At 62.5% G+C, this 22,557-nt stretch carries 23 protein-coding genes; 19 read left to right on the top strand and 4 right to left on the bottom strand.

Annotated features, from left to right (window positions below):
• Window positions 1-74 precede the first annotated feature (74 nt).
• The 6 genes from NKI16_RS02945 to NKI16_RS02920 all read left to right on the top strand — a co-directional run bounded on the left by NKI16_RS02945 (window position 75) and on the right by NKI16_RS02920 (window position 5,754).
• Complete coding sequence (locus NKI16_RS02945; RefSeq protein ID WP_352454578.1) at window positions 75-623, top strand: histidine phosphatase family protein; 549 nt, start codon at window positions 75-77, stop codon at window positions 621-623.
• A 213-nt stretch (window positions 624-836) separates the two neighbouring features.
• Window positions 837-1,121 carry an acyl carrier protein gene (locus tag NKI16_RS02940; protein WP_023676462.1) on the top strand — a complete coding sequence of 95 codons (285 nt, stop codon included), beginning with the start codon at window positions 837-839 and terminating at the stop codon, window positions 1,119-1,121.
• Between the two features lie 39 nt (window positions 1,122-1,160).
• On the top strand, window positions 1,161-2,348 hold the full coding sequence (locus NKI16_RS02935) for a beta-ketoacyl-ACP synthase (RefSeq protein WP_023676463.1): 1,188 nt from the start codon (window positions 1,161-1,163) through the stop codon (window positions 2,346-2,348).
• Between the two features lie 75 nt (window positions 2,349-2,423).
• Entirely contained in the window at window positions 2,424-3,695 is a 1,272-nt protein-coding gene (locus tag NKI16_RS02930; RefSeq protein WP_023676464.1) for a beta-ketoacyl-ACP synthase, read from the top strand.
• 36 nt (window positions 3,696-3,731) lie between these two features.
• Entirely contained in the window at window positions 3,732-4,760 is a 1,029-nt protein-coding gene (locus tag NKI16_RS02925; RefSeq protein ID WP_023676465.1) for a zinc-binding dehydrogenase, read from the top strand.
• A 1-nt stretch (window position 4,761) separates the two neighbouring features.
• A complete protein-coding gene (locus NKI16_RS02920) occupies window positions 4,762-5,754 on the top strand; it encodes a lipid A biosynthesis lauroyl acyltransferase (protein ID WP_031211715.1) in 993 nt (330 codons plus the stop codon).
• 143 nt (window positions 5,755-5,897) lie between these two features.
• On the opposite strand, the gene NKI16_RS02915 is transcribed toward NKI16_RS02920, so the two are convergent.
• Window positions 5,898-6,326, bottom strand: a complete 429-nt coding sequence (locus NKI16_RS02915; RefSeq protein WP_023676467.1) for a L,D-transpeptidase — start codon at window positions 6,324-6,326, stop codon at window positions 5,898-5,900.
• Between the two features lie 222 nt (window positions 6,327-6,548).
• Here NKI16_RS02915 and NKI16_RS02910 point away from each other — a divergent pair, with 222 nt between their 5' ends.
• The 7 genes from NKI16_RS02910 (at window position 6,549) to NKI16_RS02880 (ending at window position 15,149) form a co-directional block, all read left to right on the top strand.
• Window positions 6,549-7,838, top strand: coding sequence for an acetylornithine deacetylase/succinyl-diaminopimelate desuccinylase family protein (locus tag NKI16_RS02910; protein WP_023676468.1), 1,290 nt, complete (start codon window positions 6,549-6,551; stop codon window positions 7,836-7,838).
• Window positions 7,839-7,969: 131 nt separating this feature from the next.
• Window positions 7,970-9,448: an ABC transporter substrate-binding protein gene (locus NKI16_RS02905; protein ID WP_023676469.1), complete on the top strand. Its 1,479-nt coding sequence runs from the start codon at window positions 7,970-7,972 to the stop codon at window positions 9,446-9,448.
• 254 nt (window positions 9,449-9,702) lie between these two features.
• Window positions 9,703-10,650 carry an ABC transporter permease gene (locus NKI16_RS02900; RefSeq protein ID WP_023676470.1) on the top strand — a complete coding sequence of 316 codons (948 nt, stop codon included), beginning with the start codon at window positions 9,703-9,705 and terminating at the stop codon, window positions 10,648-10,650.
• Entirely contained in the window at window positions 10,647-11,516 is an 870-nt protein-coding gene (locus tag NKI16_RS02895; RefSeq protein ID WP_023676471.1) for an ABC transporter permease, read from the top strand. The genes NKI16_RS02900 and NKI16_RS02895 overlap by 4 nt, the downstream gene beginning before the upstream one ends.
• Window positions 11,513-13,132: an ABC transporter ATP-binding protein gene (locus NKI16_RS02890; protein ID WP_352624611.1), complete on the top strand. Its 1,620-nt coding sequence runs from the start codon at window positions 11,513-11,515 to the stop codon at window positions 13,130-13,132. The genes NKI16_RS02895 and NKI16_RS02890 overlap by 4 nt, the downstream gene beginning before the upstream one ends.
• A 151-nt stretch (window positions 13,133-13,283) precedes the next feature.
• Entirely contained in the window at window positions 13,284-14,036 is a 753-nt protein-coding gene (locus NKI16_RS02885; protein ID WP_352624613.1) for a CPBP family intramembrane glutamic endopeptidase, read from the top strand.
• An 804-nt stretch (window positions 14,037-14,840) separates the two neighbouring features.
• Window positions 14,841-15,149: an immunity 53 family protein gene (locus NKI16_RS02880; protein ID WP_352587702.1), complete on the top strand. Its 309-nt coding sequence runs from the start codon at window positions 14,841-14,843 to the stop codon at window positions 15,147-15,149.
• Between the two features lie 177 nt (window positions 15,150-15,326).
• On the opposite strand, the gene NKI16_RS02875 is transcribed toward NKI16_RS02880, so the two are convergent.
• A complete protein-coding gene (locus tag NKI16_RS02875; RefSeq protein ID WP_023676479.1) occupies window positions 15,327-15,758 on the bottom strand; it encodes a TerB family tellurite resistance protein in 432 nt (143 codons plus the stop codon).
• Between the two features lie 154 nt (window positions 15,759-15,912).
• On the opposite strand from NKI16_RS02875, the gene NKI16_RS02870 reads away from it, so the two are divergent.
• From NKI16_RS02870 to NKI16_RS02860, 3 genes are all read left to right on the top strand, one after another.
• Complete coding sequence (locus NKI16_RS02870) at window positions 15,913-16,083, top strand: hypothetical protein (protein WP_352451984.1); 171 nt, start codon at window positions 15,913-15,915, stop codon at window positions 16,081-16,083.
• A 112-nt stretch (window positions 16,084-16,195) separates the two neighbouring features.
• A complete protein-coding gene (locus NKI16_RS02865) occupies window positions 16,196-17,026 on the top strand; it encodes a helix-turn-helix domain-containing protein (RefSeq protein ID WP_352624614.1) in 831 nt (276 codons plus the stop codon).
• Between the two features lie 73 nt (window positions 17,027-17,099).
• On the top strand, window positions 17,100-17,519 hold the full coding sequence (locus NKI16_RS02860) for a VOC family protein (RefSeq protein WP_352624616.1): 420 nt from the start codon (window positions 17,100-17,102) through the stop codon (window positions 17,517-17,519).
• Between the two features lie 52 nt (window positions 17,520-17,571).
• On the opposite strand, the gene NKI16_RS02855 is transcribed toward NKI16_RS02860, so the two are convergent.
• Both NKI16_RS02855 and NKI16_RS02850 read right to left on the bottom strand, forming a co-directional pair.
• The gene (locus NKI16_RS02855) at window positions 17,572-19,041 is read right to left on the bottom strand and encodes a cobyric acid synthase (protein ID WP_352624618.1); all 1,470 of its coding nucleotides are present in this window, start codon (window positions 19,039-19,041) and stop codon (window positions 17,572-17,574) included.
• 1 nt (window position 19,042) lies between these two features.
• Window positions 19,043-19,657 carry a dimethylsulfonioproprionate lyase family protein gene (locus tag NKI16_RS02850; RefSeq protein ID WP_352624619.1) on the bottom strand — a complete coding sequence of 205 codons (615 nt, stop codon included), beginning with the start codon at window positions 19,655-19,657 and terminating at the stop codon, window positions 19,043-19,045.
• Between the two features lie 152 nt (window positions 19,658-19,809).
• On the opposite strand from NKI16_RS02850, the gene NKI16_RS02845 reads away from it, so the two are divergent.
• The 3 genes from NKI16_RS02845 (at window position 19,810) to mmsB (ending at window position 22,337) form a co-directional block, all read left to right on the top strand.
• Window positions 19,810-20,976 carry an isobutyryl-CoA dehydrogenase gene (locus tag NKI16_RS02845; RefSeq protein WP_352624621.1) on the top strand — a complete coding sequence of 389 codons (1,167 nt, stop codon included), beginning with the start codon at window positions 19,810-19,812 and terminating at the stop codon, window positions 20,974-20,976.
• 30 nt (window positions 20,977-21,006) lie between these two features.
• Complete coding sequence (locus tag NKI16_RS02840) at window positions 21,007-21,375, top strand: four helix bundle protein (protein ID WP_352624623.1); 369 nt, start codon at window positions 21,007-21,009, stop codon at window positions 21,373-21,375.
• A gap of 77 nt (window positions 21,376-21,452) precedes the next feature.
• Complete coding sequence (gene mmsB, locus NKI16_RS02835) at window positions 21,453-22,337, top strand: 3-hydroxyisobutyrate dehydrogenase (protein ID WP_352922240.1); 885 nt, start codon at window positions 21,453-21,455, stop codon at window positions 22,335-22,337.
• Window positions 22,338-22,557: the final 220 nt, after the last annotated feature.

Raw genomic sequence — 22,557 nt, 5'->3', positions numbered from 1 at the left:
TTTCAGCCGGCTTTGCCGTCCCTATATGCCGGTCACCGGGGACCTGCCTGCCGGTCACCCGAAAAGGATGTCTGATGCTTCGATTTGTGCTGGCGCTGCTGTTGCTTGCCGTTTCCGCCACAGCCCATGCGACGGAAGCCGGCTGGGCGCTGCTGCGCGACGGCGGGCACGTCGTGCTGCTTCGCCATGCCATGGTCACAGGCACCACCGATGCGGCCAATTTCGACCTCGGCAAATGCGCCACCCAGGTCAATCTCTCGGAGCGCGGCAAGCAACAGGCGCGCAAGATCGGCGCGCTGTTTGGCGCCCGCGCGGCACCGGTCGAGCGCGTGCTGTCCAGCCGTTATTGCCGCTGCCTCGAGACCGCCCGCATCGCTTTCGAAAGCGAGCCGGAGCCGTTCGCACCGCTTGACCTGCTGAAGACCGACGAAAAGGAGAAGGCCGCTCAGATCGCTGCGATCCTGGCAGAGATCCGCGGCTATTCCGGCTCCGACAATCTGGTCATGGTCACGCATCTCGAAGACATCAAGGAATTGACCGGCATCTCGCCGCGCGAAGGCGAAGCCGTGGTCGTCGAGCCGCAAGGCGACGGACTGCGCGTGCTCGGCCGCGTTACCTTCTGACCGGGCCGGTCGCTCCTCGCGTCGAGCGAGATAGGTGTTGCCGAAATGCCACTGCCACGAGAAGCCGTGGTTGGATTCCGATCTCATCTTGCTCTGCCTGGGCAGCAATCCCATCTGCGCCCGGCGTATCAGGCCTTTTCCTGCCCGGAAAAACCGATTAGACAGCCCAAAACACATGCGGACAGATTCCGCCCGCAATCGAAGGAAAAGCCCTTGTCCACCACGTTCGACAAAGTCGCCAAGATCATCGCCGACACCAGCGAGATCGACATCGAGACGATCACGCCCGAAAGCCACACCATCGACGATCTCGGCATAGACAGCCTCGACTTCCTCGACATCGTCTTTGCCATCGACAAGGAATTCGGCATCAAGGTGCCGTTGGAAAAGTGGACGCAGGAGGTCAATGACGGCAAGGCCTCGACCGACGACTATTTCGTCATGAAGAACCTGTGCGCCAAGATCGACGCGCTCGTCGCCGCCAAGAACGCCATCTAAGCACAGCGCTTGACGCGCCCTCACCCACAACAGCCGCCCATGAACCCCCGCGACGTCGTCATATCAGGCATCGGCCTTGTCTCGTCGTTGGGCGAGGGTCCGGATGCGCATTGGCAAAAGCTCGTCCAGCCGCGCCTTGAACCGGTTCTGGAGGCCTCGCGCTTCTCGCCCTATACGGTCCACCCGCTGCCGGAGATCGACTGGAACCTGCAGATCGCCAAGCGTGGCGACCAGCGGCAGATGGAGACCTGGCAGAGGCTCGGCACCTATGCGGCCGGCCTTGCGCTCGACGATGCCGGCATCAAGGGCAATGACGAACTCTGCGCGACCATGGACATGGTGGTGGCCGCCGGCGGCGGCGAGCGCGACGAGGCGGTCGACGCGGCCATTCTCGCAGCATCGGAAAGCCGCAATGACCGCGACGTGCTGCTCAACGAGAAGCTGACCACGGAATTGCGCCCCACGCTGTTTCTGGCACAGCTCTCCAACCTGCTCGCCGGCAACATCTCGATCGTCCACAAGGTGACGGGATCGTCGCGCACCTTCATGGGCGAGGAAGGTGCCGGCGTTGCCGCTGTCGAGACGGCGGCCGCGCGCATCCGCTCCGGCCAGTCGACGCATATACTGGTCGGCGGCGCTTTCCAGACCGAACATTCCGACATGCTGCTCGGCTATGAACTGGCCGGCTACCTGCATCGCGGGGCGTGGCGGCCGGTCTGGCAAAGGCAAGGTGCCGAAGGCGGCGGCGTGGTGACCGGATCCGGCGGCGCGTTTCTCGTCCTGGAGCAACGCGAGCATGCGGAAAGCCGTGGCCGGAAGATCTATGCGGAACTCGGCCCGGTCCTGTCCGGCCGCGCCAGGCGCCGGCGGGGCGAACTCGATGGCGAGATCGACACGCTGCTGAAGCAGGCCGCATTGCCGAATGGCGAGCTGCTCGCGATCTCCGGCGCTTCGGGCGCCCATGCCGCGACCGCCGCCGAGAAATCGGCGCTCGACGCCAATCCGGCGATCGCCGCACGCGGCTTTTCGACGTTGACCGGCCACATGAAGGAAGCGCAGTTCCCCTTTGCCGTTGCGCTGGCGGCCCTGGCTGTCGACCGCAAGGCCGCTTACCCTGTCTTCGACGCCACAGTCGAAAAACCGTTTGCCGGTGTCCCGAAGACCGTCCTTGCAACGGCGATCGGCTATCACCAATTCGAGGGCATGGCGCTGATCAAAGCCGCCTAGAGCATCGGACCGAAAAGTGTGACGCGGTTTTCGGGCGATCCGACGCTCCAAGAGAAACAGGTTTTTGGACAACAAATGGCCAATCTGAACGACCACATGGGCAGGCCCATCGTCGCCGTCACCGGCATCGGCGTGGTGACGTCGCTCGGTGTCGGCAAAGCCGACAATTGGGCGGCGCTGACATCGGGCAAATCCGGCATCCATCCGATCACCCGCTTCCCGGTCGATCATCTCAACACCCGCATCTCCGGCATGGTCGACTTCCTGCCGTCGAGCTCCAAGGGCGCCAGTCTCCTCACCTATGAGCTTGCCGAAACCGCCGCCCAGGAAGCGATGTCGGAGGCAGGCCTCGATGCCGGCGATTTCGGCGGACCGCTGTTCCTCGCTTCGCCGCCGGTCGAGCTCGACTGGAGCGAGCGCTTTTCGCTCTACAATTCCGACACGCACGACACCGGTGCCGAGAGGCTGCTGCGGGTGGCGCGCGGCCTCAGGGAACTCGACATCTTCGAGACCACCCAGTTCGGCTCGATTGCCGACCGGCTTGCCGACCGTTTCGGCACGCGCGGCCTGCCGATCACGCTGTCGACAGCCTGCGCTTCGGGCGCCACGGCGATCCAGCTCGGCGTCGAGGCGATCCGCCGCGGCGAATGCGACAGGGCGCTGTCGATCGGCGCCGACGGCTCGGCGACCGCCGAGGCGCTGATCCGCTTCTCGCTTCTGTCCGCGCTCTCCACCCATAACGACATCCCTGAAAAGGCCTCAAAACCCTTCTCCAAGGATCGCGACGGCTTCGTGCTCGCCGAAGGCTCGGGCGCCCTGGTGCTGGAATCGCTGGAGGCAGCACTTGCCCGCGGCGCCACCGTTCTCGGCATATTGCGCGGCTGCGGCGAAAAGGCCGACGACTTCCATCGCACCCGCTCCAAGCCGGACGGTTCGCCGGCGATCGCGGCGGTGCGCGCCGCTCTTGCCGATGCCGGCTTGAGCGAGGACGGGATCGATTATGTCAACGCCCATGGCACCTCGACGCCCGAAAACGACAAGATGGAGCATTTGTCGCTGTCGACGGTGTTCGGCGAGCGGATCTCGTCAATGCCGGTCTCGTCGAACAAGTCGATGATCGGCCATACCCTATCGGCTGCCGGTGCTGTCGAGGCAGCATTTTCGCTGATGACGATGCGCGAAAGCGTCATTCCGCCGACCATCAACTACGACAATCCCGACCCGGCGATCGTCCTCGACGTGGTGCCGAACACCAAGCGCAACGCCGAGGTCGGCACGGTCCTGTCGAACTCCTTCGGCTTCGGCGGCCAGAACACCTGCCTTGTCATGGCGCGGGAACCGGTCTAAGCGACCTTTTTCAGCCAGACTGAACCGACAGGCACCATGCGCGCATTGCAACTTATCGAGGACCGCCGCCTTGAAACGGTGGACCTGCCGCCGCCGCCGCCGCCTTTGCTCGGCGAGGTGACGCTGCGCATCAAGGCCGTGGCGCTGAACCATATCGATGTCTGGGGCTGGCGCGGCATGGCCTTCGCCAAGCGCAAGCTGCCGCTGGTTGTCGGCGCCGAGGCCTCGGGCGAGGTCGAGGCGGTCGGCCCAGGCGTTTCCAGCCTTGTGACCGGGCAATTGGTGTCGATCTATGGCGCCCGCACCTGCGGTCTTTGCCGCGCCTGCCGCGAAGGCCGCGACAATCTCTGCGAGCATGTTTCGGGCGTGCACGGCTTCCATCTCGACGGCTTTGCGCAGGAAAAGATCAACCTGCCGGCGCGCCTTCTGGTCCCAGCTCCGCCCGGCGTGAGCGAAATCGGCGCGGCGGTGGCGCCTGTCACCTTCGGCACGGTCGAGCACATGCTGTTCGACAATGCCCGGCTGCAGCCCGGCGAGACGATACTGGTCCATGCCGGCGGCTCCGGCATCGGCTCCGCCGCGATTCAGCTGGCCAAGAAGATGGGCTGCACGGTCATCACCACCGTCGGCTCGAACGACAAGATCGACAAGGCCAAGGCGCTCGGCGCCGACCACGTCATCAATTACCGCGACGACCGCTTCGAAGGCGTCGTGCGCAAGCTGACCAAGAAGAAGGGCGTCGACGTGGTGTTCGAGCATGTCGGCGCCGACACATTTGCCGCCTCGATGCTGTGCCTCAAACGCGGCGGTCGGCTGGTCACCTGCGGCTCGACCTCCGGCGTGTCGACGCAGATCAATTTGATGCAGTTGTTCCAGCAGCAGCTGAAGCTGCTAGGCTCGTTCGGCTGCCGCATGGAAAACATGGCTGACGCCATGCAGAAGATGGCGGCGGGCCTGGTCGCGCCGGTGATCGACACCGAGGTTGGCTTCGACGGAATCGATGCGGCGCTGAAGCGCATGGAAGGCCGCGACGTCTTCGGCAAGATCATCCTGCGCGTCGGCTGAAATGATCGGCAACGCCTTCAGGAAGATCCGCAGGGACGTGGGATTCCGCTATGGCAGGCGGCTTCGCCAGTTCAACTACTGGCTGGTCGCGCGCGTCGCGATGATCATCATCTCCGCGCTGCGCCTGCTGCCGCCCGACAGGGCGCTCAATTTCGCCGACCGCGCTGCCCGCCGCATCGGCCCTTGGGTAGCGCGCCATCAGGTTGCTGTGGACAATCTGCGCAAGGCCTATCCGGAAAAGAGCGATGCCGAGATCGAGGCGATCGCTTCCGACATGTGGGGCAACATGGCCCGCCTGGCCACCGAATACATCTTTCTCGATGCTTTGTTCGACTACGATCCCACTGCGACGAAGCCGGGCCGTGTCGAGGTCAAGGGCGTGGAGCATTTCGTGCGCATTGCCGGCGAGGACAAGCCGCATATCGTCTTCACCGGGCATCTCGGCAATTTCGAGCTGCTGCCAGTGGCGGCGGCGACCTTCGGCATGAACATCACGGCGCTCTTTCGCCCGCCCAACAACCCTTACCTCGCCGACTACATCCTCTCGACCCGCCGCTCGAGCATGGGATCGCTGCTGCCGTCTTCGACCGGTGCCTCGTTCGCGCTTGCGGCCATCCTGGAGAAAGGCGGCAATATCGGCGTGCTGGTCGACCAGAAATTCACGGGCGGGCTCGAGACGACATTCTTCGGCCGCCCCTGCGAGAGCAACCGGGTTCTCGGCACCCTGGCGCGGCACTATGATTGCGATGTCTACCCGGCGCGCTGCGTGCGCCTGCCGAACAACCGTTTCCGGCTCGAGATCGAGGACAAGCTCACCTTGCCGCGCACCGCCGGCGGCAGTGTCGACGTCCGCGCCACCACCCAGCTTCTCAACGACGTGGTCGAGCGCTGGGTGCGAGAAGACCCCGGCCAGTGGATGTGGTTCCACAAGCGCTGGGAGATCAGCGGCCGCAAAAAGCGTCGGCCGGCGACAGTGCGCGACAAAGCCGCCTGAGCGGAACGATCTTTTTGGGCACAGGCCCTATTTTGTTCTTGCTTTGTGCCGGCAGCTATGCTATTAACTTCGGTATGGTGCTATTTGGCCCCGACGAACCCGCCGCTCCGGCGGGTTTTTTATTGCGGGCCGAGGAGCAGGCCCTAATTCGTCACGAGAATCCGCGTATTGCCGAAGCCGGCTTTGCGCACCATCGAATAGAACGCGGCGGCGTTGCTGGGGTGGAGGCGCACACAGCCATGCGATGCCGGGCGCCCCAATTGCCGGATCGCGCCGGTGCCGTGGATAGCATAGCCGCCGCGGAAGAACACCGAATAGGGCATCGGCGACATGTCGTATTTGCGCGAATACCACATCCGGGCCGTCCGCTGTGGGCGATAGCTGCCGCGCGGCGTGATGTAGCCTTTGCGGGCGGTGGAAACGCTCCACCGGTAATACGAAAGCCCGTATCTTACCGTCATCGTCTGTGAGGAAATATCGATGTTCGCGACCAGGCTGGCCGCCCGGCTCTCGAACGACGAACCGAACAGCATCGCCATCAATGCCGCTGCCATGAGAACAGTGTTTTTCATGCAATCAAACCCCTTTGATGCCCCTTGCCTGCCTGCCCTCGCGCTGTTCTCCAGCGTTTTGATGGCAAGCCAGCGAGCTAACACCCACTCCCTGACAATTTCACCAATCCAAAGCAGCGAATTTGAACGATTTCCCGCAATAGTTGCTGTAACGACACGCAATCGCCTCGCAATTCGCCATCGGGCTTGCAAAACCCCCTCATCCGCTGCTCAATTCGCCGAATGAACGAACCGAACGAACGGCTCCTCAAGGCTATCGATGACCGAGCCGATGATCTGGTTGCACTGACTGCGGATCTGATCCGCTTTCCGACCATCAATCCGCCCGGCGAAGCCTATCGGCCATGTGCCGAATATATCGGCGCGCGGCTGAAGAAGCGCGGTTTTGAGATCGAATTCATCCGTGCTGAAGGCACGCCTGGCGACACTGACCATTATCCGCGCGTCAACGTCGTCGCCCGTTTCGATGGCCGGGCGCCGGGTGCTTGCGTGCACTTCAATTCGCATATCGACGTCGTCGAGCCCGGCGACGGCTGGAGCCTCGATCCGTTCGCCGGCATCGTCAGGGATGGCAAGGTCTATGGCCGCGGCGCATGCGACATGAAAGGCGGGCTTGCCGCCTCGATCATCGCCGCTGAAGCCTTCATGGAGGTCTTTCCCGATTTTCCCGGCGCCATCGAGATTTCAGGCACGGTCGACGAGGAGTCCGGCGGCTTTGGCGGCGTCGCGCATCTGGCGAAGCTCGGCTATTTCTCCAGGCCGAAGGTCGACCACGTCATCATTCCCGAGCCGCTCAACAAGGATCGCATCTGCCTTGGCCATCGCGGCGTCTGGTGGGCGGAGATCGAGACCAAGGGCGAGATCGCGCACGGCTCGATGCCGTTCCTCGGCGACAACGCAGTGCGCCATATGGGCGCCGTGCTGCGGGCCTTCGAAGACGAATTGTTTCCGGCGCTCGACCGCAAGATGACGCGCATGCCGGTCGTGCCCGAAGGCGCAAAACGCTCGACCATGAACATCAACTCGATCCATGGCGGCCAGACGGAGGATTTCCGGCCCGGCCTGCCCTCGCCCAACGTGCCCGATTCCTGCCGGCTGACCATCGACCGCCGCTTCCTGCTCGAAGAGGATCTCGCTGCGGTCAAGAGCGAGGTGACCGATATTCTGGAACGGCTGAAGCGCGAGCGCAAAAAGTTCGATTACGAAATCCGCGATCTGATGGAGGTGCTGCCGCTGATGACCGAGCGCGACGCGCCGGTGGTTAAGGCGGTCGCGCAAGGCATCATGGAGATATTCGACCGCGAGCCGGATTATGTGATTTCGCCCGGCACCTATGACCAGAAGCACATCGCCCGCATCGGCCACATCTATGACTGCATCGCCTATGGCCCGGGCATTCTCGATCTCGCCCACCGGCCCGACGAATGGGTCGGCATTGCCGACATGCTGGACTCGGCAAAGGTGATGGCGATCGGCCTCGACGTGCTGCTGAGGGGCGCCGGCCCGCTATGATCCGGCCATGGGCGAAAAAACATTCCTCCCGGCGTCGGCGGACGGTACGAAACGCAATTTACTCGGCGGCGAATTCACGCTTCTATCCGCCGGGTTTTGAGCACGTGTTTTAGCATATGGGGAGTTGCACGATGAAATTGTGGAAAACCATTCTGGCCGCCGCGGCGCTGGCGTTGGCCGCCGGAACCTCGGCGATGGCCGCGCGCACCGACCTGGTCATCGGCATTACGCTCGAACCCCCGCATCTCGACCCGACCGCGGGTGCCGCCGCGGCAATCGACGAGGTACTCTATGCCAATGTCTTCGAGGGCCTGACCCGCATCGGCCCGAACGGCGAGGTGCTGCCCGATCTCGCCGAAAGCTGGAGCATTTCCGACGACGGCAAGGTCTACACTTTCAAGCTGCATACAGGCGTGAAATTCCATGACGGCAGCGACTTCAACGCCGACGACGTGAAATTCTCGCTCGATCGTGCCCGCGCCGACAATTCCGTCAACGCGCAAAAGAGCCTGTTCGCCGCCATCGACAAGGTCGAGGTCGTCGATCCTACGACGGTGAATGTCACGCTGAAGAACCCGCAAGGCTCGTTCCTCTACAATATGGGCTGGGGCGACGCGGTTATCGTCGCGCCTGAGACAGCCGACACCAACAAGGAAAAACCGATCGGCACCGGCCCGTTCAAATTCCAGAACTGGGCCAAGGGCTCGTCGATCACGCTGGTCAAGTCGGAAAATTACTGGGGCGCCCCGGTGTTCCTCGACAAGGCCGAGTTCCGCATCATTCCAGATGCCGCCGCCGCCGTTCCGGCGCTGCTTTCCGGCGACGTCCAGGCCTTTCCGTTCTTCGATCCTGACAGTGTCGCCCAGGTCAAGGACGACCCACGCTTCAAGGTGGTGATCGGCTCGACCGAGGGTGAAACCATCCTGTCGATCAACAACAAGAAGCCGCCCTTCGACAAGCTGCAGGTCAGGCAGGCGATTTCCTTTGCGCTCGATCGCAAGGCGATCATCGACGGCGCCTCGGCCGGCCTCGGCGTGCCGATCGGCTCGCACATGTCGCCCGCCAGCAAGGCCTATGTCGACCTCACCGGCCTCTACCCGCACAATGTGGAGAAAGCCAAGGAGTTGCTGAAGGAAGCCGGCCTGGAGAATGGCTTCAAGGCGACGCTGAAGCTGCCGCCGCCCTCCTATGCGCGGCTTGGTGGCGAGATCATCGCCTCGGAGCTTCGCGAAATCGGCATCGATCTCGAGATCATCCCGGTCGAATGGGCGCAATGGCTGGACCAGGTCTTCACCAAGAAGGATTACGACCTGACCATCGTTTCCCACACCGAGCCTAACGACATCGATATCTATTCGCGCAAGGACTATTACTTCAACTACGACAACCCGGCCTTCGACAAGATCATCGACGAGCTGAACCTTACCTCCGACGAGGCCAAGCGCATGACGCTGCTCGGCGAGGCGCAGAAGGTCCTGGCCGATGACGCCGTGGTCGGCTTCCTCTACGAATTGCCGAAGGTCGGCGTCTGGGACGCCAAACTGCAGGGCCTGTGGGAAAACGCCCCGATCCAGGCCAACGACCTGACCAAGGTGAAGTGGACGGATTGATCGCTGACAGAAGGGCGAAAGTTGCACTCCGTCACACCCCCCTCTGTCCTGCCGGACATCTCCCCCTCAAGGGGGGAGATTGAGCCCTCACCGCCGCTTTCGCTAACCACTAGCGTTGCAAGGACTGTGCCGGCGTGGAAACTGCCAATCTCCCCCCTTGAGGGGGAGATGTCCGGCAGGACAGAGGGGGGTGGGCGGGAACGCAAGCTTCGCCCGGGTTTTGCGTCCGGCAACACAGCGGTTCCTCAACGTCCATGACCGCCTATCTCCTCAAGCGCCTCGTCATCGCCGTCGTCACGCTGGTTCTGGCCTCGATGGTCGTCTTTGCCGTGCTGGAGATCATTCCCGGCGACCCGGCGCGGCTGATGCTTGGCCTGAACGCCAGCGCCGACCAGATCGAATTGCTGCGCAACCAGATGGGCCTCAACGCTCCCGTCATGCTGCGCTATCTGCATTGGGCCGGCGGCTTGCTGAGCCTCGATTTCGGCCGTTCCTACACCTATTCGGTGCCGGTCATCGATCTGGTCCGCGAGCGCCTCGTCGTCTCGCTGCCGCTGGCACTGATGGCGCTGGCGCTGTCCACAGTCATTGCCATTCCGGTCGGGCTGTTTTCCGCCAGCAGACGCGGCCGGGCCGGCGACACGATTGCGATGGGCGCCGCCCAGCTTGGCGTCGCCGTGCCCAACTTCTGGTTCGCGCTGATGCTCATCTATCTGTTCGCCGTCTGGCTGCGGCTGGTGCCGGGCGGCGGTTTTCCTGGCTGGAGCGCCGGTGTCTGGCCGGCGCTGAAGTCGCTGCTCCTGCCGGCAGTCGCTCTCGCTCTGCCGCAGGCGGCGATCCTCGCCCGGGTCACCCGCTCGGCGCTGATCGAAGTGCTGAACGAGGACTACATCCGAACCGCCCGCGCCAAGGGCCTGCCCTACCGGCTTGTCTTGTGGCGGCATGCGCTGCGCAACGCCATGATCCCGGTGGTCACCATTTTAGGCCTGCAATTCGCCTTCCTGCTTGCCGGCACCATCATCATCGAGAACGTCTTCTACTTGCCCGGCCTCGGCCGCCTGGTGTTCCAGGCGATCAACCAGCGTGACCTGATCGTGGTCGAGAGCGTCGTCATGCTGCTGGTTGCAGCCGTCATCGTCGTCAATTTCGTTGTCGACCTCTCCTATGCAGTGGTCGATCCGCGCCTGAGAGGCCGGCAATGACGCTGCACATCGACATCCCCGACGAGAATCTTGCCGGCATCCTGGCCAAGGCGTTCAAAAACCGTTCGTTCCTTGCCGGCTTCGCCATCACCGCACTGGTGGCCGCGGTCGCGATCCTCTCCTTCTTCTGGACGCCTTACGATGTCACCAAACTGGTCATATCCGACAAGACCCAGGCGCCGTCGCTGGCGCACTGGTTCGGCACCGACCATTTCGGTCGCGACATCCTGTCGATGATCATGGTCGGCGCCCGCAACTCGATTGCCGTGGCGCTGGTGGCGGTCGGCATCGGCATGGGCATCGGCGTGCCGCTCGGCGCCTTTGCCGCGGCGCGTGGCGGCATCGTCGACGACGTGCTGATGCGGCTGAACGACCTGGTCTTCGCCTTTCCGGCGCTGCTTTCGGCAATCATGATCACCGCCATCTTCGGGCCGGGCGCGTTCAACGCCATCATTGCCATCGGCATCTTCAACATCCCGGTATTCGCGCGCGTCGCCCGGGCCGCCGCCCTGGCGATCTGGCCGCGCGAATTCATCCTCGCCGCCCGCGCCGCCGGCAAGAGCAGGACGCTGATCAGCATCGAACATGTGCTGCCCAACATCGCCACGCTGCTCCTGGTGCAAGGCACCATCCAGTTCGCGCTGGGCATACTGGCCGAAGCAGGGCTTTCCTATGTCGGGCTGGGCACCCAGCCGCCAATGCCGAGCTGGGGCCGCATGCTGTTCGACGCCCAGACCCGCATGGTGGTGGCGCCGTGGATGGCGATCTTTCCCGGCATGGCGATCGTCATCACCGTGCTTGGCTTGAACCTGCTTGGTGACGGCATTGCCGACATTCTCGATCCGAAATCGCGGCGGCAGCGATGAGCCTGCTCGAAATCGACAAGCTGTCGCTGACCATCGGCGGCACGCCCATCCTCAGGGACATCGAACTTTCCGTCGCGCCCGGCGAAGTCATGGGGCTGGTCGGCGAATCCGGCTCCGGCAAGTCGATGACGGCGCTCGCGGTGATGCAGTTGCTGCCCTGGGCGGCGCACGCCAGCGGACGCGTCACCTTCGACGGCATCGACATCCTGGCGGCGAGCGAGGACCAGATGTGCGCGCTGCGCGGCGACGACATCGGCATGGTGTTCCAGGAGCCGATGACGGCGCTCAACCCGGTCAAGACCATCGGCGAGCAGGTCGCCGAGGGTATTCGCTGGCACACCAGGGCGAGCCGCGGCGACGCCGAGGAACGGGCGCGAAAAATGCTGGACCGGGTCGGCCTGCCGGCGGCGCAGTTCCCGCTGTCGCGTTATCCGCACGAGTTGTCCGGAGGCCAGCGCCAGCGCGTCGTCATCGCCATCGCCTGTGCGCTGAAACCCAAGCTGTTGATCGCCGACGAGCCGACGACCGCGCTCGACGTGGTGCTGCAGGCGCAGATCCTCGACCTGCTGCGCGACCTCGTAGCGGAAAACCGCATGGGCCTGCTGCTGATCTCGCACGACCTCGCCGTGGTGACCGAGATGGCGGACCGCATCACCATCCTGCGCCATGGCGAGGTGATGGAGGCCGGCGACACGGCGCGCATTCTGTCCGGACAGCTTCATCCCTATACGCGCCAGCTGGCGCAGGCCTCGATGCATGTGCCCGCGCGGGCTAGGCACAGCGTCGGCCAAGGAAAACCTCTGGTTGAGGTAGAGAGCGTGACGCGCGACTATCCGGCACGGCGCATATCGCTGCTCAAGCGAGGGGCTCCCATCCGCGCCGTCGACGATGTTTCCTTCTCCATGGCGCCCGGCCAGTCGGTGGCGTTGGTCGGGCGCTCCGGTTGCGGCAAGTCGACGCTTGCCCGCATGGTCCTGGCGCTGGACAGGCCGACATCAGGGACAATCCGCTTCCGCGGCGACACCCTCACCGGCAAGAGCGAGGCGGAGCTGAAGCCGGCGCGGCGCGACATGCAGGTCGTGTTCCAGGACCCGTACGGCTCGTTCGACCCACGCCAGAAGGTCGAGAGATTGGTGGCCGAGCCGCTGCATGTGCTGGAGAAGAAGCCGGCGCCCGCCGCGCGGCGCGAGATGGTGGCGTATGCGCTGCACGAGGTCGGCCTCTCACCAGGCGACATGGACAAATACCCGCATGAGTTTTCGGGCGGCCAGCGCCAGCGCCTTTCGATCGCCCGCGCCATCATCACGCGGCCGAAATTGGTCGTCGCCGACGAGCCGGTCTCGGCGCTCGACGTCTCGATCCGCGCGCAGATCCTCGATTTGTTCGCCGAGCTCAACCAAAAACTCGGCATCGCCTATCTGTTCATCACCCATGATCTGACCGTCGCCCGCGCCATCACCGACGAGGTGATGGTCATGCATGACGGCAAGATCGTCGAGCGCGGCAGGACGAACGAAGTGCTCGACCACCCGCAGTCCGAGGCGGCCAAGGCGCTGGTCACTGCTGCTCCAGACCTGCACCGGGCGATTGCAAAACGGCTGCACGAACAGGGCTGAGCAGCCGGTTCGCAAAGCGAGTTCATCGTGCCGGTGGCACGATGAAAGGCCAGCGAACGCCGGGACGCTGCGGAGCAGTGAGGACCCGGCTGTGTCGCTTCGTGGCACGGCTTAACCTTATTCGTTCGGCACACGGGCGGGAGAATGGCCATTGACAGCAAACGGTTATGAAAGGCGCGACGGGCCGGAGCCTGATCGGGTTCCTCCGCTGGGCCTGGGCGGCTCCGCTGCTCTGTTCGGCGCGGGTGCTCTGCTGCTGTTCCTGACAACGCGGGTAGCCGTCCCGGCGTTCGTCTCCGCCACCGGGGCAGAGCCTGTGGTGATGTGGTTCCTGGCCGCAAGCATCGTCCTTTTTGGCCCCCTGCTTCTCACGGCTGCCCTGCTGTTGTATCGGGAACGGCGTTCAGGAAGGCCGGGGTCGTTGGGCGCGCGGCTATGGCTTCGCCCGATGAATGGCGGCGACTGGCTCTGGGCTGTTGGAGGGCTGGCGGCCGTCGGCGTGTTGACCGGCGGCATCGGCGCCGCGCTCCGGATGCTGCAAGACGGGATGAATTTTAATCCCTCGTTCATGGCTTTCGAGCCGCTCGGTCCCGGCCGATACTGGATTCTCGGCGCGTGGCTTCCGTTTTTTGTGCTGAACATCGTTGGGGAAGAGTTTGTCTGGCGGGGTTTCGCGCTACCGCGGCAAGAGATTGCCTTCGGCAGGCGGGCTTGGCTGGTCAACGGGATCCCGTGGTTGCTGTTCCACGCTGCCTTCCCCTGGCAAGTCCTGTTGACCCTTGTGCCGATCACGTTGCTGCTGCCCTATGTCGTCCAGCGGCGTCGCAGCACATGGGCCGGGATGGTTATCCACGCCGGGTTCGGAGCGATGGGCTTCCTGGTCCTGGCGTTCGGGCTTGCATGAATGCCGCACGAAGTGAAGGGCTTGACGCGGAGCGGAGCAAAGCTGCCTGACCAAGGAAACGACGAATCTGAGAATGATGAACGCGACAAACCCGAGTGGGGCAGTCCTGCCAGACAATCTCTGAACCCTTACACGGGCCCCACTTTTGGTACCTTCCGGGGGGGCGAGTTCAAGGGAACGTCAATTCGCACATATTCCAAACTGAACGCGAGAGGGTAAACGTCATATGGACTACCTAAAAGAAAATCTCATTGGAAAAGAATTTCGATCAATTAAGTACGAAAACGGCAGTATCATGATCGTACTTGAGAGAGGTTCTATCGCAGTAAATACCAAAATTTCATGCTCTATCCTGGCATACATGCAGTCTATCAATATTATTGACGTTGTCACCGACTCCGGATGGGTTTCCATTATATTCTCTGACAGATCTGAGATTCGCATATCGCGAGTAATTGAGCGCGGGATTTCTCCGGAGAGCTTTGTCTATCACGGCGAGGATAACATAATAATAGTGGATAATTCAATAAGTAAATGAAGTCAGATCATGAAGATTGTAGCGGCTTCGACTGTGAGAAACGTGACTACTTCGAGGGCACTGTCCTTCTCCCAAGGCTACAGGACGCCAGCTTTCGGCCTGAACGACATCTGATTGCGCGACGGGACTTTGCCGGCGAACTTTTCTAAATTGCGGTGACGAATTAGGGGATGGGGTGACGGGTGCACTTTGTCGCCTTCGCCTAGTCCCCCAACAAAGGAGGCGATAAACCTCCCTCTGTTCCAAACGACTAACAGGAGGGGCTAATGGTCGACCTATCAATGCTCGAGTGGTTAGAGGAGTGGTACCAAGGGCAGTGCAACGGCGATTGGGAACACCAATACGGCATAAAAATTGATACGATCGACAACCCTGGATGGGAAGTTTCAATAGATTTGCACGGGACGCAGCTCTATGGAAGAAAGTTTACAGACGTAAGCTTTCAGTATGGCGACGAAATAGATTGGTTTTTTGTAACAGTAAAGGACGGTACTTTCAAGGGATTTGGAGGGGCAAGGAACTTGTCGAAGATTATCGAAGAGTTTAAAAAGTTTGCGATGGATACGCAAAGGTAAATAGAGCAATTAGATGCCTAAAGATTTTTTTCGCCAGATGTAGAAAACGGGAACTATGGTGACAGTGCTGGACTGCACCCCTTAAGTGAGACACGGTAATTTCTGTGACAGGCTATCCTTGGAGGATGGCCTATGACAGACAAATGACGTTCAGAACGTCAACAGTCAGCCGATGCCTCAGCCTTGCGGCTTCACCACATCGGCCGGGCTGATGTCGAGCAGGTCGAGAGTGCGGCGCAACAGCTGCATTTCGCTCCCGGCGAGTTGCGAATCGGCCTTGGCGATTTCGGCCATGTGGCGGGCGAGCAGCTTGCGCCGTTCGACGTCGAGGTCGCGGAACTGCGCGACGGCCTGCGAGCCGTTGGTCTCGTAGCCGAATTCGTTGAGATATTCGATGACGCTGTCGATGCTGGTTTCGGGAATGCCGAAGGCGTCCCGGCAGATACGCCTGAAGGCGGTCATTTCGCTTTCGCTGACCGAACCGTCGGCCAATATCATACGGAACAGCATCAGCAGCTCCGCCGACAGCACCGGATCGTCCGCGACCTTGCGCACGCCGGGGTCGCCGTCGAAGATCGAGCGTATCTGGTCCAGCAATCCCATCGCCATCAGCCCCTTCCGATTCGTCGGCAAGGTAGCGCGGAATCGGCCTGGCGCAAACGGTGGTGCGATGGTGGAAAAGCCGCCTGCGTGCGCTCATTGGTGTGTGACCGCGCGCCTGATACTATGCCGTTGTACGAATCATGTTGAGGAGGGACCGAACATGAATCTCAGTGCGCCTACCCAGCTTATTTTCATTATATCCCTTGTTATCGCCATTATCGGCGTTCTCGCCGCGCTTGGCGTCCTTGCGTTCATCCCTTTGGCTGCTGTGTGGATTGTCGTCATCGCTTACATCGTGCTGGCCGCCGGCTGCCTGATGCGCGGCGCCTAAACACGTCCAGACAATTCAGAATCTCAGGCAACTCGGAGCGCCCGGCCAAAAGCCGGGCGCTTTTGATTCCGACGGATGGTCTGTTAAAGTCGCTTGGCGGAAGGAAAGCTTGATGCCCGCCGACAGCAAAGACGGCAGGCGCCACGAAAGCCCAGGCCTCGATCGGTTCGAGATGGTGCGGCGCGCGCCGAGCCATCGGCTTCAGGGCGCCGTCACCGACATATGCGGCTTTCGCGAAACCATGCCAGGCCATTTCCGCGCCATCGAATATGCCTCGCTGACCGTGCCGCTGGTCATCAGCTTTGCCGAACCCTTTGCCATCGGGCTCGGCCATGACCCGGGCGACAATGACCGCTTCGCCAGTTTTGCCGCCGGCCTTTATGCCGGGCCGGTAGTGATCGAATCCTTCGGCGGCGCCTGCTGTGTGCAGATCAATTTCAGCCCGCTCGGCGCTCGTCGCTTCTTCGGACGGCCGATGAGCGAACTGACCGACCGCATGGTCGGCCTGGATGACGTGCTCGGCGTTGACGGCATTGCACTTCGCGAAAGGCTCGGCAATTTGCCGGATTGGAGCACACGCTTCGCCATCGTTGAGGCCTTCGTCGCGGATCGGTTGGCAACCGCAGACCGCACTCAAGTCGAAATGGTCTGGGCCTATGAGACGATCGTCTCGACGAGTGGCCGGACCCGCATCTCGACGCTTGCCGAAAAACTTGGCTGGAGCCGCAAGCATCTTGCCGCAAAATTTACGGATGCGGTCGGAACCGGCCCAAAAACGCTGTCGCGCATCGTCCGCTTCAACCATGCGCTTGGCCTGTCGAGACAGGCGAACAGCGCTTGGGCCGACATCGCCGCCGACTGCGGCTATGCCGACCAGGCGCATCTGGTACGCGAGTTTCGCGATCTGGCAGGCGTCGCGCCGACGGCGCTTGCCGCTAGGTAACATTTCTTCAAGACGCGCAACCGGCCTTCGCCCAGACTGGGTTGATCGATCAACCCGTTGAAGGAGATCTGCCATGCCGAACATCACCGAACCACCGCGGGTTTACCCGGCGCTGCGCTACAGAAATGCCGGCAACATGATCGACTGGCTGTGCGAGGCCTTCGGCTTCAGCATCCGCGCCCGCCATGGCGAAGGCGACGTGGTGCACCACGCCGAACTCGCATTCGGCTCTTCGATCATCATGCTCGGCACGGCGCGCGATGACGCCTACGGCAAAATGGTCGGCGCGCCCGGTTCGGGCGGCGGCAAGTCGATCTATGTTGCGGTCGCTGACGCAGACGCGGCATACGCGCGGGCAAAGACCGCCGGCGCCGAGATTCTGGAAGAACTCACCGACCGCGACTATGGCAGCCGCGAATTCATCTGCCGCGATCCGGAAGGCAATGTCTGGTCGTTCGGCACCTACTGGCCGAAGGCTGACGAGAAAGCATGATCCCGAAAAGTGGAGACCGGTTTTCGGACAAGATCATGCTCAAGCAAAGTATCTAACGCGCCAGCCCAAAAATCGCGTCGCAGTCGAGGTGGGTTTCCAGTTCGGCTGCGATCTCGTCCAGTGCCCGTTCGACCTCGGCGCGGTAGTCGATGCCGCCGCCTTTGACGCCGAGGCTTTCGAGGAATTTCGCCCGGAAGGCATCGGCGGAAAACAGCCCGTGCATATAGGTGCCCGATACCTTGCCGTCGGCCGAGATGGCGCCGTCATCGACGCCGTTGATAACGGCGGACGGCCGCAGCGTGTCGGGCCCGGTGGTGCGGCCGAGATGGATTTCGTAGCCCTCGAGCGGCAGATCGAACGGCACCGAGCGCGCGCTGACGTTGCGCACCGTCTTTTCCGGCTCCATCACCGTTTCGACGTCGAGCAGCCCGAGGCCTTGCGTTTCTGTAACGCTGCCCTCGATGCCGTCGGGATCGCGCACGATATGACCAAGCATCTGGAAGCCGCCGCAAATGCCGACGATGTGGCCACCGCGTTTCCTATGCGCGGCAAGGTCGCGGTCCCAGCCGTTCTCGCGCAATTTCAGGAGATCGCCGATCGTCGACTTCGAGCCGGGAATGACCACCAGACCCGCATCTTCGGGCAAGCGCTCACCAGGCGGCACGAACACCACCTCGACCTGCGGTTCGGCCTTGAGCGGGTCGAGATCGTCGAAATTGGCGATGCGCGAGAGCATCGGCACGGCAACCTTCAGCGCGCGCTTCTCGCCGGACGCCAGTCGTTCGAGCACGACGGAATCTTCCGATGGCAGCCGCGCCGCCGCCTTCAGCCACGGCACGACGCCAAAACAGCGCCAGCCGGTGAATCTTTCGATCGCCTCGATGCCGTCATCGAACAGCGAGACATCGCCACGGAACTTGTTGATGAGATAGCCGGCGATCATACGCCGGTCCTCGTCCGGCAGGATCAGATGGGTGCCGGCGACCGAGGCGATGACGCCGCCGCGATCGATATCGCCGACCAGGATCACCGGCACGCCGGCGCGCGTCGCAAAGCCCATATTGGCAATGTCGCGGCTCCTGAGATTGATCTCGGCCGGCGAGCCGGCGCCCTCGACAATGACCAGATCGGCGCCCTCGCCGACCTTTGCCCAGGAGTCCAGCACCGCATCCATCAGCCGGCCCTTCAGCGCCTGGTAGTCGCGCGCCCGCGCCTCGCCGAACACCTTGCCCTGCACGACGACTTGAGCGCCGACATCGGTCTGCGGCTTGAGCAGCACCGGGTTCATGTGGACGGTCGGCGCCACGCCGCAGGCGATCGCCTGCAGCCATTGGGCGCGGCCGATCTCGCCGCCGCCTGAATCGCCTGGAATATTGGCAACAGCGGCGTTGTTCGACATGTTCTGCGGCTTGAACGGCCGCACTTTCAAGCCGCGCTTCTTCGCCACGCGGCAGAGGCCGGCAACCAGCACCGTCTTGCCGACATCCGAACCCGTGCCCTGCAGCATGATCGCCTTGGCCATATCAGTCCCTGCCCTGCGCAACGGTTCCGGTGATCGTCGACTTGGCCGCCAGTGGCCCACCACGCCAGAGATAGAGCGCCAGCAGCGGCTCCTTGCCGGTGCGCATGGCGTGGCTGACGTCAGAGGCATGGTGGATCACCTCGCCCGCCGCTCGAAGGCGAAAACCGCCGTCGCCCATGCGCCATTCGGTGCCGCCGGTCAGCGGGATGTAGATCTCCTCCGCGACATGGTGATGATCGGGGTAGACGATGTCGGGTCCAAGGATCAGCAGGCCGGCCGCGACCTCTTCATTGACGAAATGGCCGCGCGTACCGAACACCTCCAGCCAGCCGTAATTATCGATGAAAACCTTGCCGAAATCCGCCTCGCCATAGGTCTGCCCCCAGCGCAGATCGCCGCGACGCTCCGCAACCAGCCGCGCCAGCGGCTTGGCCGCAGCGGGAGCGAGTTCGACGATACGGTCGAGCTGGACGAGACAAGGCAGTGCATGCGGTTCAAGCTGCCGGCCCGGCATGTCCCAGCCGATCCGGGCCACGGCGTCGCGCACCAGCGCATCGTCGAACATCTGGAGATAGGCATGGAAGCGTCCAAGCAGTTCGTCGAAATTTGTCGTCACACTTTGCTCCAAAGCGCATTCGCGCACAGCGGCTGCCCAGATGGTTGGATCGAGACTGGTCGGGTTGCGCGGCGGCATCATTGGTCTAGATTGGACGGCGCGCAAAGCCAAAAACGACAGGCCAGCAGGCCGGAAACATCAGGGAGCACGCCATGGACGCCGCTGTCGATGCGGGCACCAGCCAGTTCGAACTCAACGAAGACCAGCGCGCCATCCAGGAGATGGCGCAAGCCTTCGCCGCCGACCGTGTGGCGCCGAACGCACTCGACTGGGATCGCAACAAGTATTTCCCCGCCGATGTGATCCGCGAGACAGGTCCGCTCGGCCTTGGCGGCATCTATGTCCGCGACGACGTCGGCGGCTCGGGGCTCGGCCGGCTCGACGCCGTGCTGATCTTCGAGGCGCTTTCGCGGGCCGATCCGGCGTTTTCCGCCTTCATCTCGATCCACAATATGGCGGCATCGATGATCGACCGCTTCGGCAGCGACGAGCAGCGCCGGTGCTTCCTGCCGAAACTGACCTCGATGGAATGGCTGGCCAGCTACTGCCTGACCGAGCCGGGCTCCGGCTCGGATGCGGCAGCGCTGAAGACGCGCGCGGTCAAAACCGGCGGCGATTATGTGCTGAACGGCGCCAAGCAGTTTATCTCCGGTGCCGGCGACAGCGACCTCTATGTCGTCATGGCGCGCACCGGCGCCGACGGGCCGAAAGGCATTTCCACCTTCGTCGTGCCGAACGATGCGTCCGGCCTTTCCTTCGGCGCCAACGAGCGCAAGATGGGCTGGCACATGCAGTCGACCCGCCAGGTCGTCTTCGAGGACTGCAAGGTGCCGGTCGAAAACCTGCTGTCGGTCGAGGGCGCCGGCTTCGGCATCGCCATGGCCGGGCTCGACGGCGGCCGGTTGAACATCGCCGCCTGTTCGCTCGGCGGCGCGCAATCGGCGCTCGACAAGGCGCTCGCCTACACCGCCGAGCGCAAGGCTTTCGGCTCGAAGATCAACCAGTTCCAGGCGCTGCAGTTCAAGCTTGCCGACATGGAGACCGAATTGCAGGCGGCGCGCATCTTCCTGTACACCGCCGCCTCGAAGCTCGACCGCAACGCGCCGGATGCCTCGAAATGGTCGGCAATGGCCAAGCGCTTCGTCACCGACACCGGCTTCAACGTCGCCAACGATGCCCTGCAACTGCATGGCGGCTATGGCTATCTGCACGATTACGGCATCGAGAAGCTGGTGCGGGACCTGCGCGTCCACCAGATCCTCGAAGGCACCAACGAGATCATGCGCGTCATCATCGCACGCGCGCTGATCGGACGGTAAGGCAGTAGGCAGTAGGCAGTAGGCAGAAAGATGACCGGCAAGATCAATTCGTACAAGGATCTTATCGTATGGCAGCAGGCGATGGATCTGGCCGTCACCACCTACTCCCTGACCAAGGCATGGCCAAAAGAGGAATTGTATGGGTTGACCAGCCAAATCCGCCGCTCAGCAACCTCTATTCCTGCAAACATCGCGGAAGGTTACGGCCGAGACAACAGAGGCTCCTATCAGCAATTTCTCAGGATTGCCCAGGCATCGCTGAAGGAGTTCGAGACACACCTCCAGATCGCTGAACCCATTGGCCTTGCTACGCATGATCAAGCTTATCACGTGCTTTTAGCGACCGAGGGCATCGGGAAAATGCTTCGCCAACTTATTAGCAAACTTGCGCCCGAATAGGTCGCTTACTGCTACTGCCTACTGCCTACTGCCTACTGTCTACTGCCTACTGCCTACTCAAACCACGGAGCGCCATTATGACCACCATCGCCTTCATCGGCCTCGGCAATATGGGCAATCCGATGGCCGCCAACCTGGTCAAGGCCGGATATGCCGTGCACGGCTTCGACCTGGTGCCGGAGAACCTCGTCATTGCCAGGGAGCACGGCGTCGTCGTCATGGCCAATGCCGTTGCGGCGGTGAAGGATGCCGATGCGGTCATCACCATGTTGCCGGCCGGCAAGCATGTTCTGTCGGTTTACACAGACATCGCGGCCAAGGCGAAAAAAGGTGCGCTGTTCATCGATTCCTCGACCATCGATGTCGAGTCGGCCCGAAAGGCCCATGCCATCGCCGCCAAGCACGGATTGCTGACGATCGACGCGCCGGTCTCCGGCGGCACGGGCGGTGCGGCGGCCGGCACGCTGACCTTCATGGCCGGCGGTTCGAAGGAGGCCTTCGCCAAGGCCGAACCAATCCTCAAGCCGATGGCCGGCCGCATCGTTCATTGCGGCGACGACGGCGCAGGACAGGCGGCGAAGATCTGCAACAATATGATTTTGGGCATTTCGATGATCGGCGTTGCCGAGGCCTTCGTGCTGGCGGAAAAGCTCGGCCTGTCGCACCAGGCGCTGTTCGACGTCGCCTCGACCTCGTCCGGCCAGTGCTGGTCGCTGACCACCTACTGCCCGGTGCCCGGCCCGGTGCCGACATCGCCCGCCAACAATGGCTATAAGCCTGGCTTCGCGGCGGCACTGATGCTGAAGGACCTGAAACTGTCGCAGGAGGCCGCACAGAGCGTCGGTGCAGCAACGCCGCTCGGCGCCGAGGCAGCCCAGCTCTATGCGCTGTTCAACGCACAAGGGAATGCCGGCGCGGATTTTTCCGGCATCATTAATTTCCTCCGTGGTAACCCGGCGTAAGCTCCAAGTTCACAGGTTTCGATCTGCCCAAAGCGGAAAGCCGGCAAATTTAGGTTTGCTTAAGCTCTTGCTAACCCTGCAGTAACGATATGCGTTTAAAACGGATTGCGAGGCGGACATCCGCCCGGCGCTCCGGATCAGGTCTCGCGTACCGGAGCCCGTAAGTTTCGCCGTTAGTTTCGCAAGTGTATTGTTGGCGAAGCGCCATGCGTATCTGGCA

The sequence above is a fragment of the Mesorhizobium sp. M0698 genome, from assembly GCF_040320455.1.
Lineage (GTDB): Bacteria > Pseudomonadota > Alphaproteobacteria > Rhizobiales > Rhizobiaceae > Mesorhizobium.
This window is presented reverse-complemented; position numbering and strand designations above follow the sequence as displayed.

Bases quoted from the DNA above. Each gene is read 5' to 3' on its own strand.
- NKI16_RS02945 (WP_352454578.1), top strand. From the start codon at position 75: ATGCTTCGATTTGTGCTGGCGCTGCTGTTGCTTGCCGTTTCCGCCACA.
- NKI16_RS02935 (WP_023676463.1), top strand. From the start codon at position 1,161: ATGAACCCCCGCGACGTCGTCATATCAGGCATCGGCCTTGTCTCGTCG.
- NKI16_RS02930 (WP_023676464.1), top strand. From the start codon at position 2,424: ATGGCCAATCTGAACGACCACATGGGCAGGCCCATCGTCGCCGTCACC.
- NKI16_RS02925 (WP_023676465.1), top strand. From the start codon at position 3,732: ATGCGCGCATTGCAACTTATCGAGGACCGCCGCCTTGAAACGGTGGAC.
- NKI16_RS02920 (WP_031211715.1), top strand. From the start codon at position 4,762: ATGATCGGCAACGCCTTCAGGAAGATCCGCAGGGACGTGGGATTCCGC.
- NKI16_RS02915 (WP_023676467.1), bottom strand. From the start codon at position 6,326: ATGAAAAACACTGTTCTCATGGCAGCGGCATTGATGGCGATGCTGTTC.
- NKI16_RS02910 (WP_023676468.1), top strand. From the start codon at position 6,549: ATGAACGAACCGAACGAACGGCTCCTCAAGGCTATCGATGACCGAGCC.
- NKI16_RS02905 (WP_023676469.1), top strand. From the start codon at position 7,970: ATGAAATTGTGGAAAACCATTCTGGCCGCCGCGGCGCTGGCGTTGGCC.
- NKI16_RS02900 (WP_023676470.1), top strand. From the start codon at position 9,703: ATGACCGCCTATCTCCTCAAGCGCCTCGTCATCGCCGTCGTCACGCTG.
- NKI16_RS02895 (WP_023676471.1), top strand. From the start codon at position 10,647: ATGACGCTGCACATCGACATCCCCGACGAGAATCTTGCCGGCATCCTG.
- NKI16_RS02890 (WP_352624611.1), top strand. From the start codon at position 11,513: ATGAGCCTGCTCGAAATCGACAAGCTGTCGCTGACCATCGGCGGCACG.
- NKI16_RS02880 (WP_352587702.1), top strand. From the start codon at position 14,841: ATGGTCGACCTATCAATGCTCGAGTGGTTAGAGGAGTGGTACCAAGGG.
- NKI16_RS02875 (WP_023676479.1), bottom strand. From the start codon at position 15,758: ATGGCGATGGGATTGCTGGACCAGATACGCTCGATCTTCGACGGCGAC.
- NKI16_RS02870 (WP_352451984.1), top strand. From the start codon at position 15,913: ATGAATCTCAGTGCGCCTACCCAGCTTATTTTCATTATATCCCTTGTT.
- NKI16_RS02865 (WP_352624614.1), top strand. From the start codon at position 16,196: ATGCCCGCCGACAGCAAAGACGGCAGGCGCCACGAAAGCCCAGGCCTC.
- NKI16_RS02860 (WP_352624616.1), top strand. From the start codon at position 17,100: ATGCCGAACATCACCGAACCACCGCGGGTTTACCCGGCGCTGCGCTAC.
- NKI16_RS02855 (WP_352624618.1), bottom strand. From the start codon at position 19,041: ATGGCCAAGGCGATCATGCTGCAGGGCACGGGTTCGGATGTCGGCAAG.
- NKI16_RS02845 (WP_352624621.1), top strand. From the start codon at position 19,810: ATGGACGCCGCTGTCGATGCGGGCACCAGCCAGTTCGAACTCAACGAA.
- NKI16_RS02840 (WP_352624623.1), top strand. From the start codon at position 21,007: ATGACCGGCAAGATCAATTCGTACAAGGATCTTATCGTATGGCAGCAG.
- mmsB (WP_352922240.1), top strand. From the start codon at position 21,453: ATGACCACCATCGCCTTCATCGGCCTCGGCAATATGGGCAATCCGATG.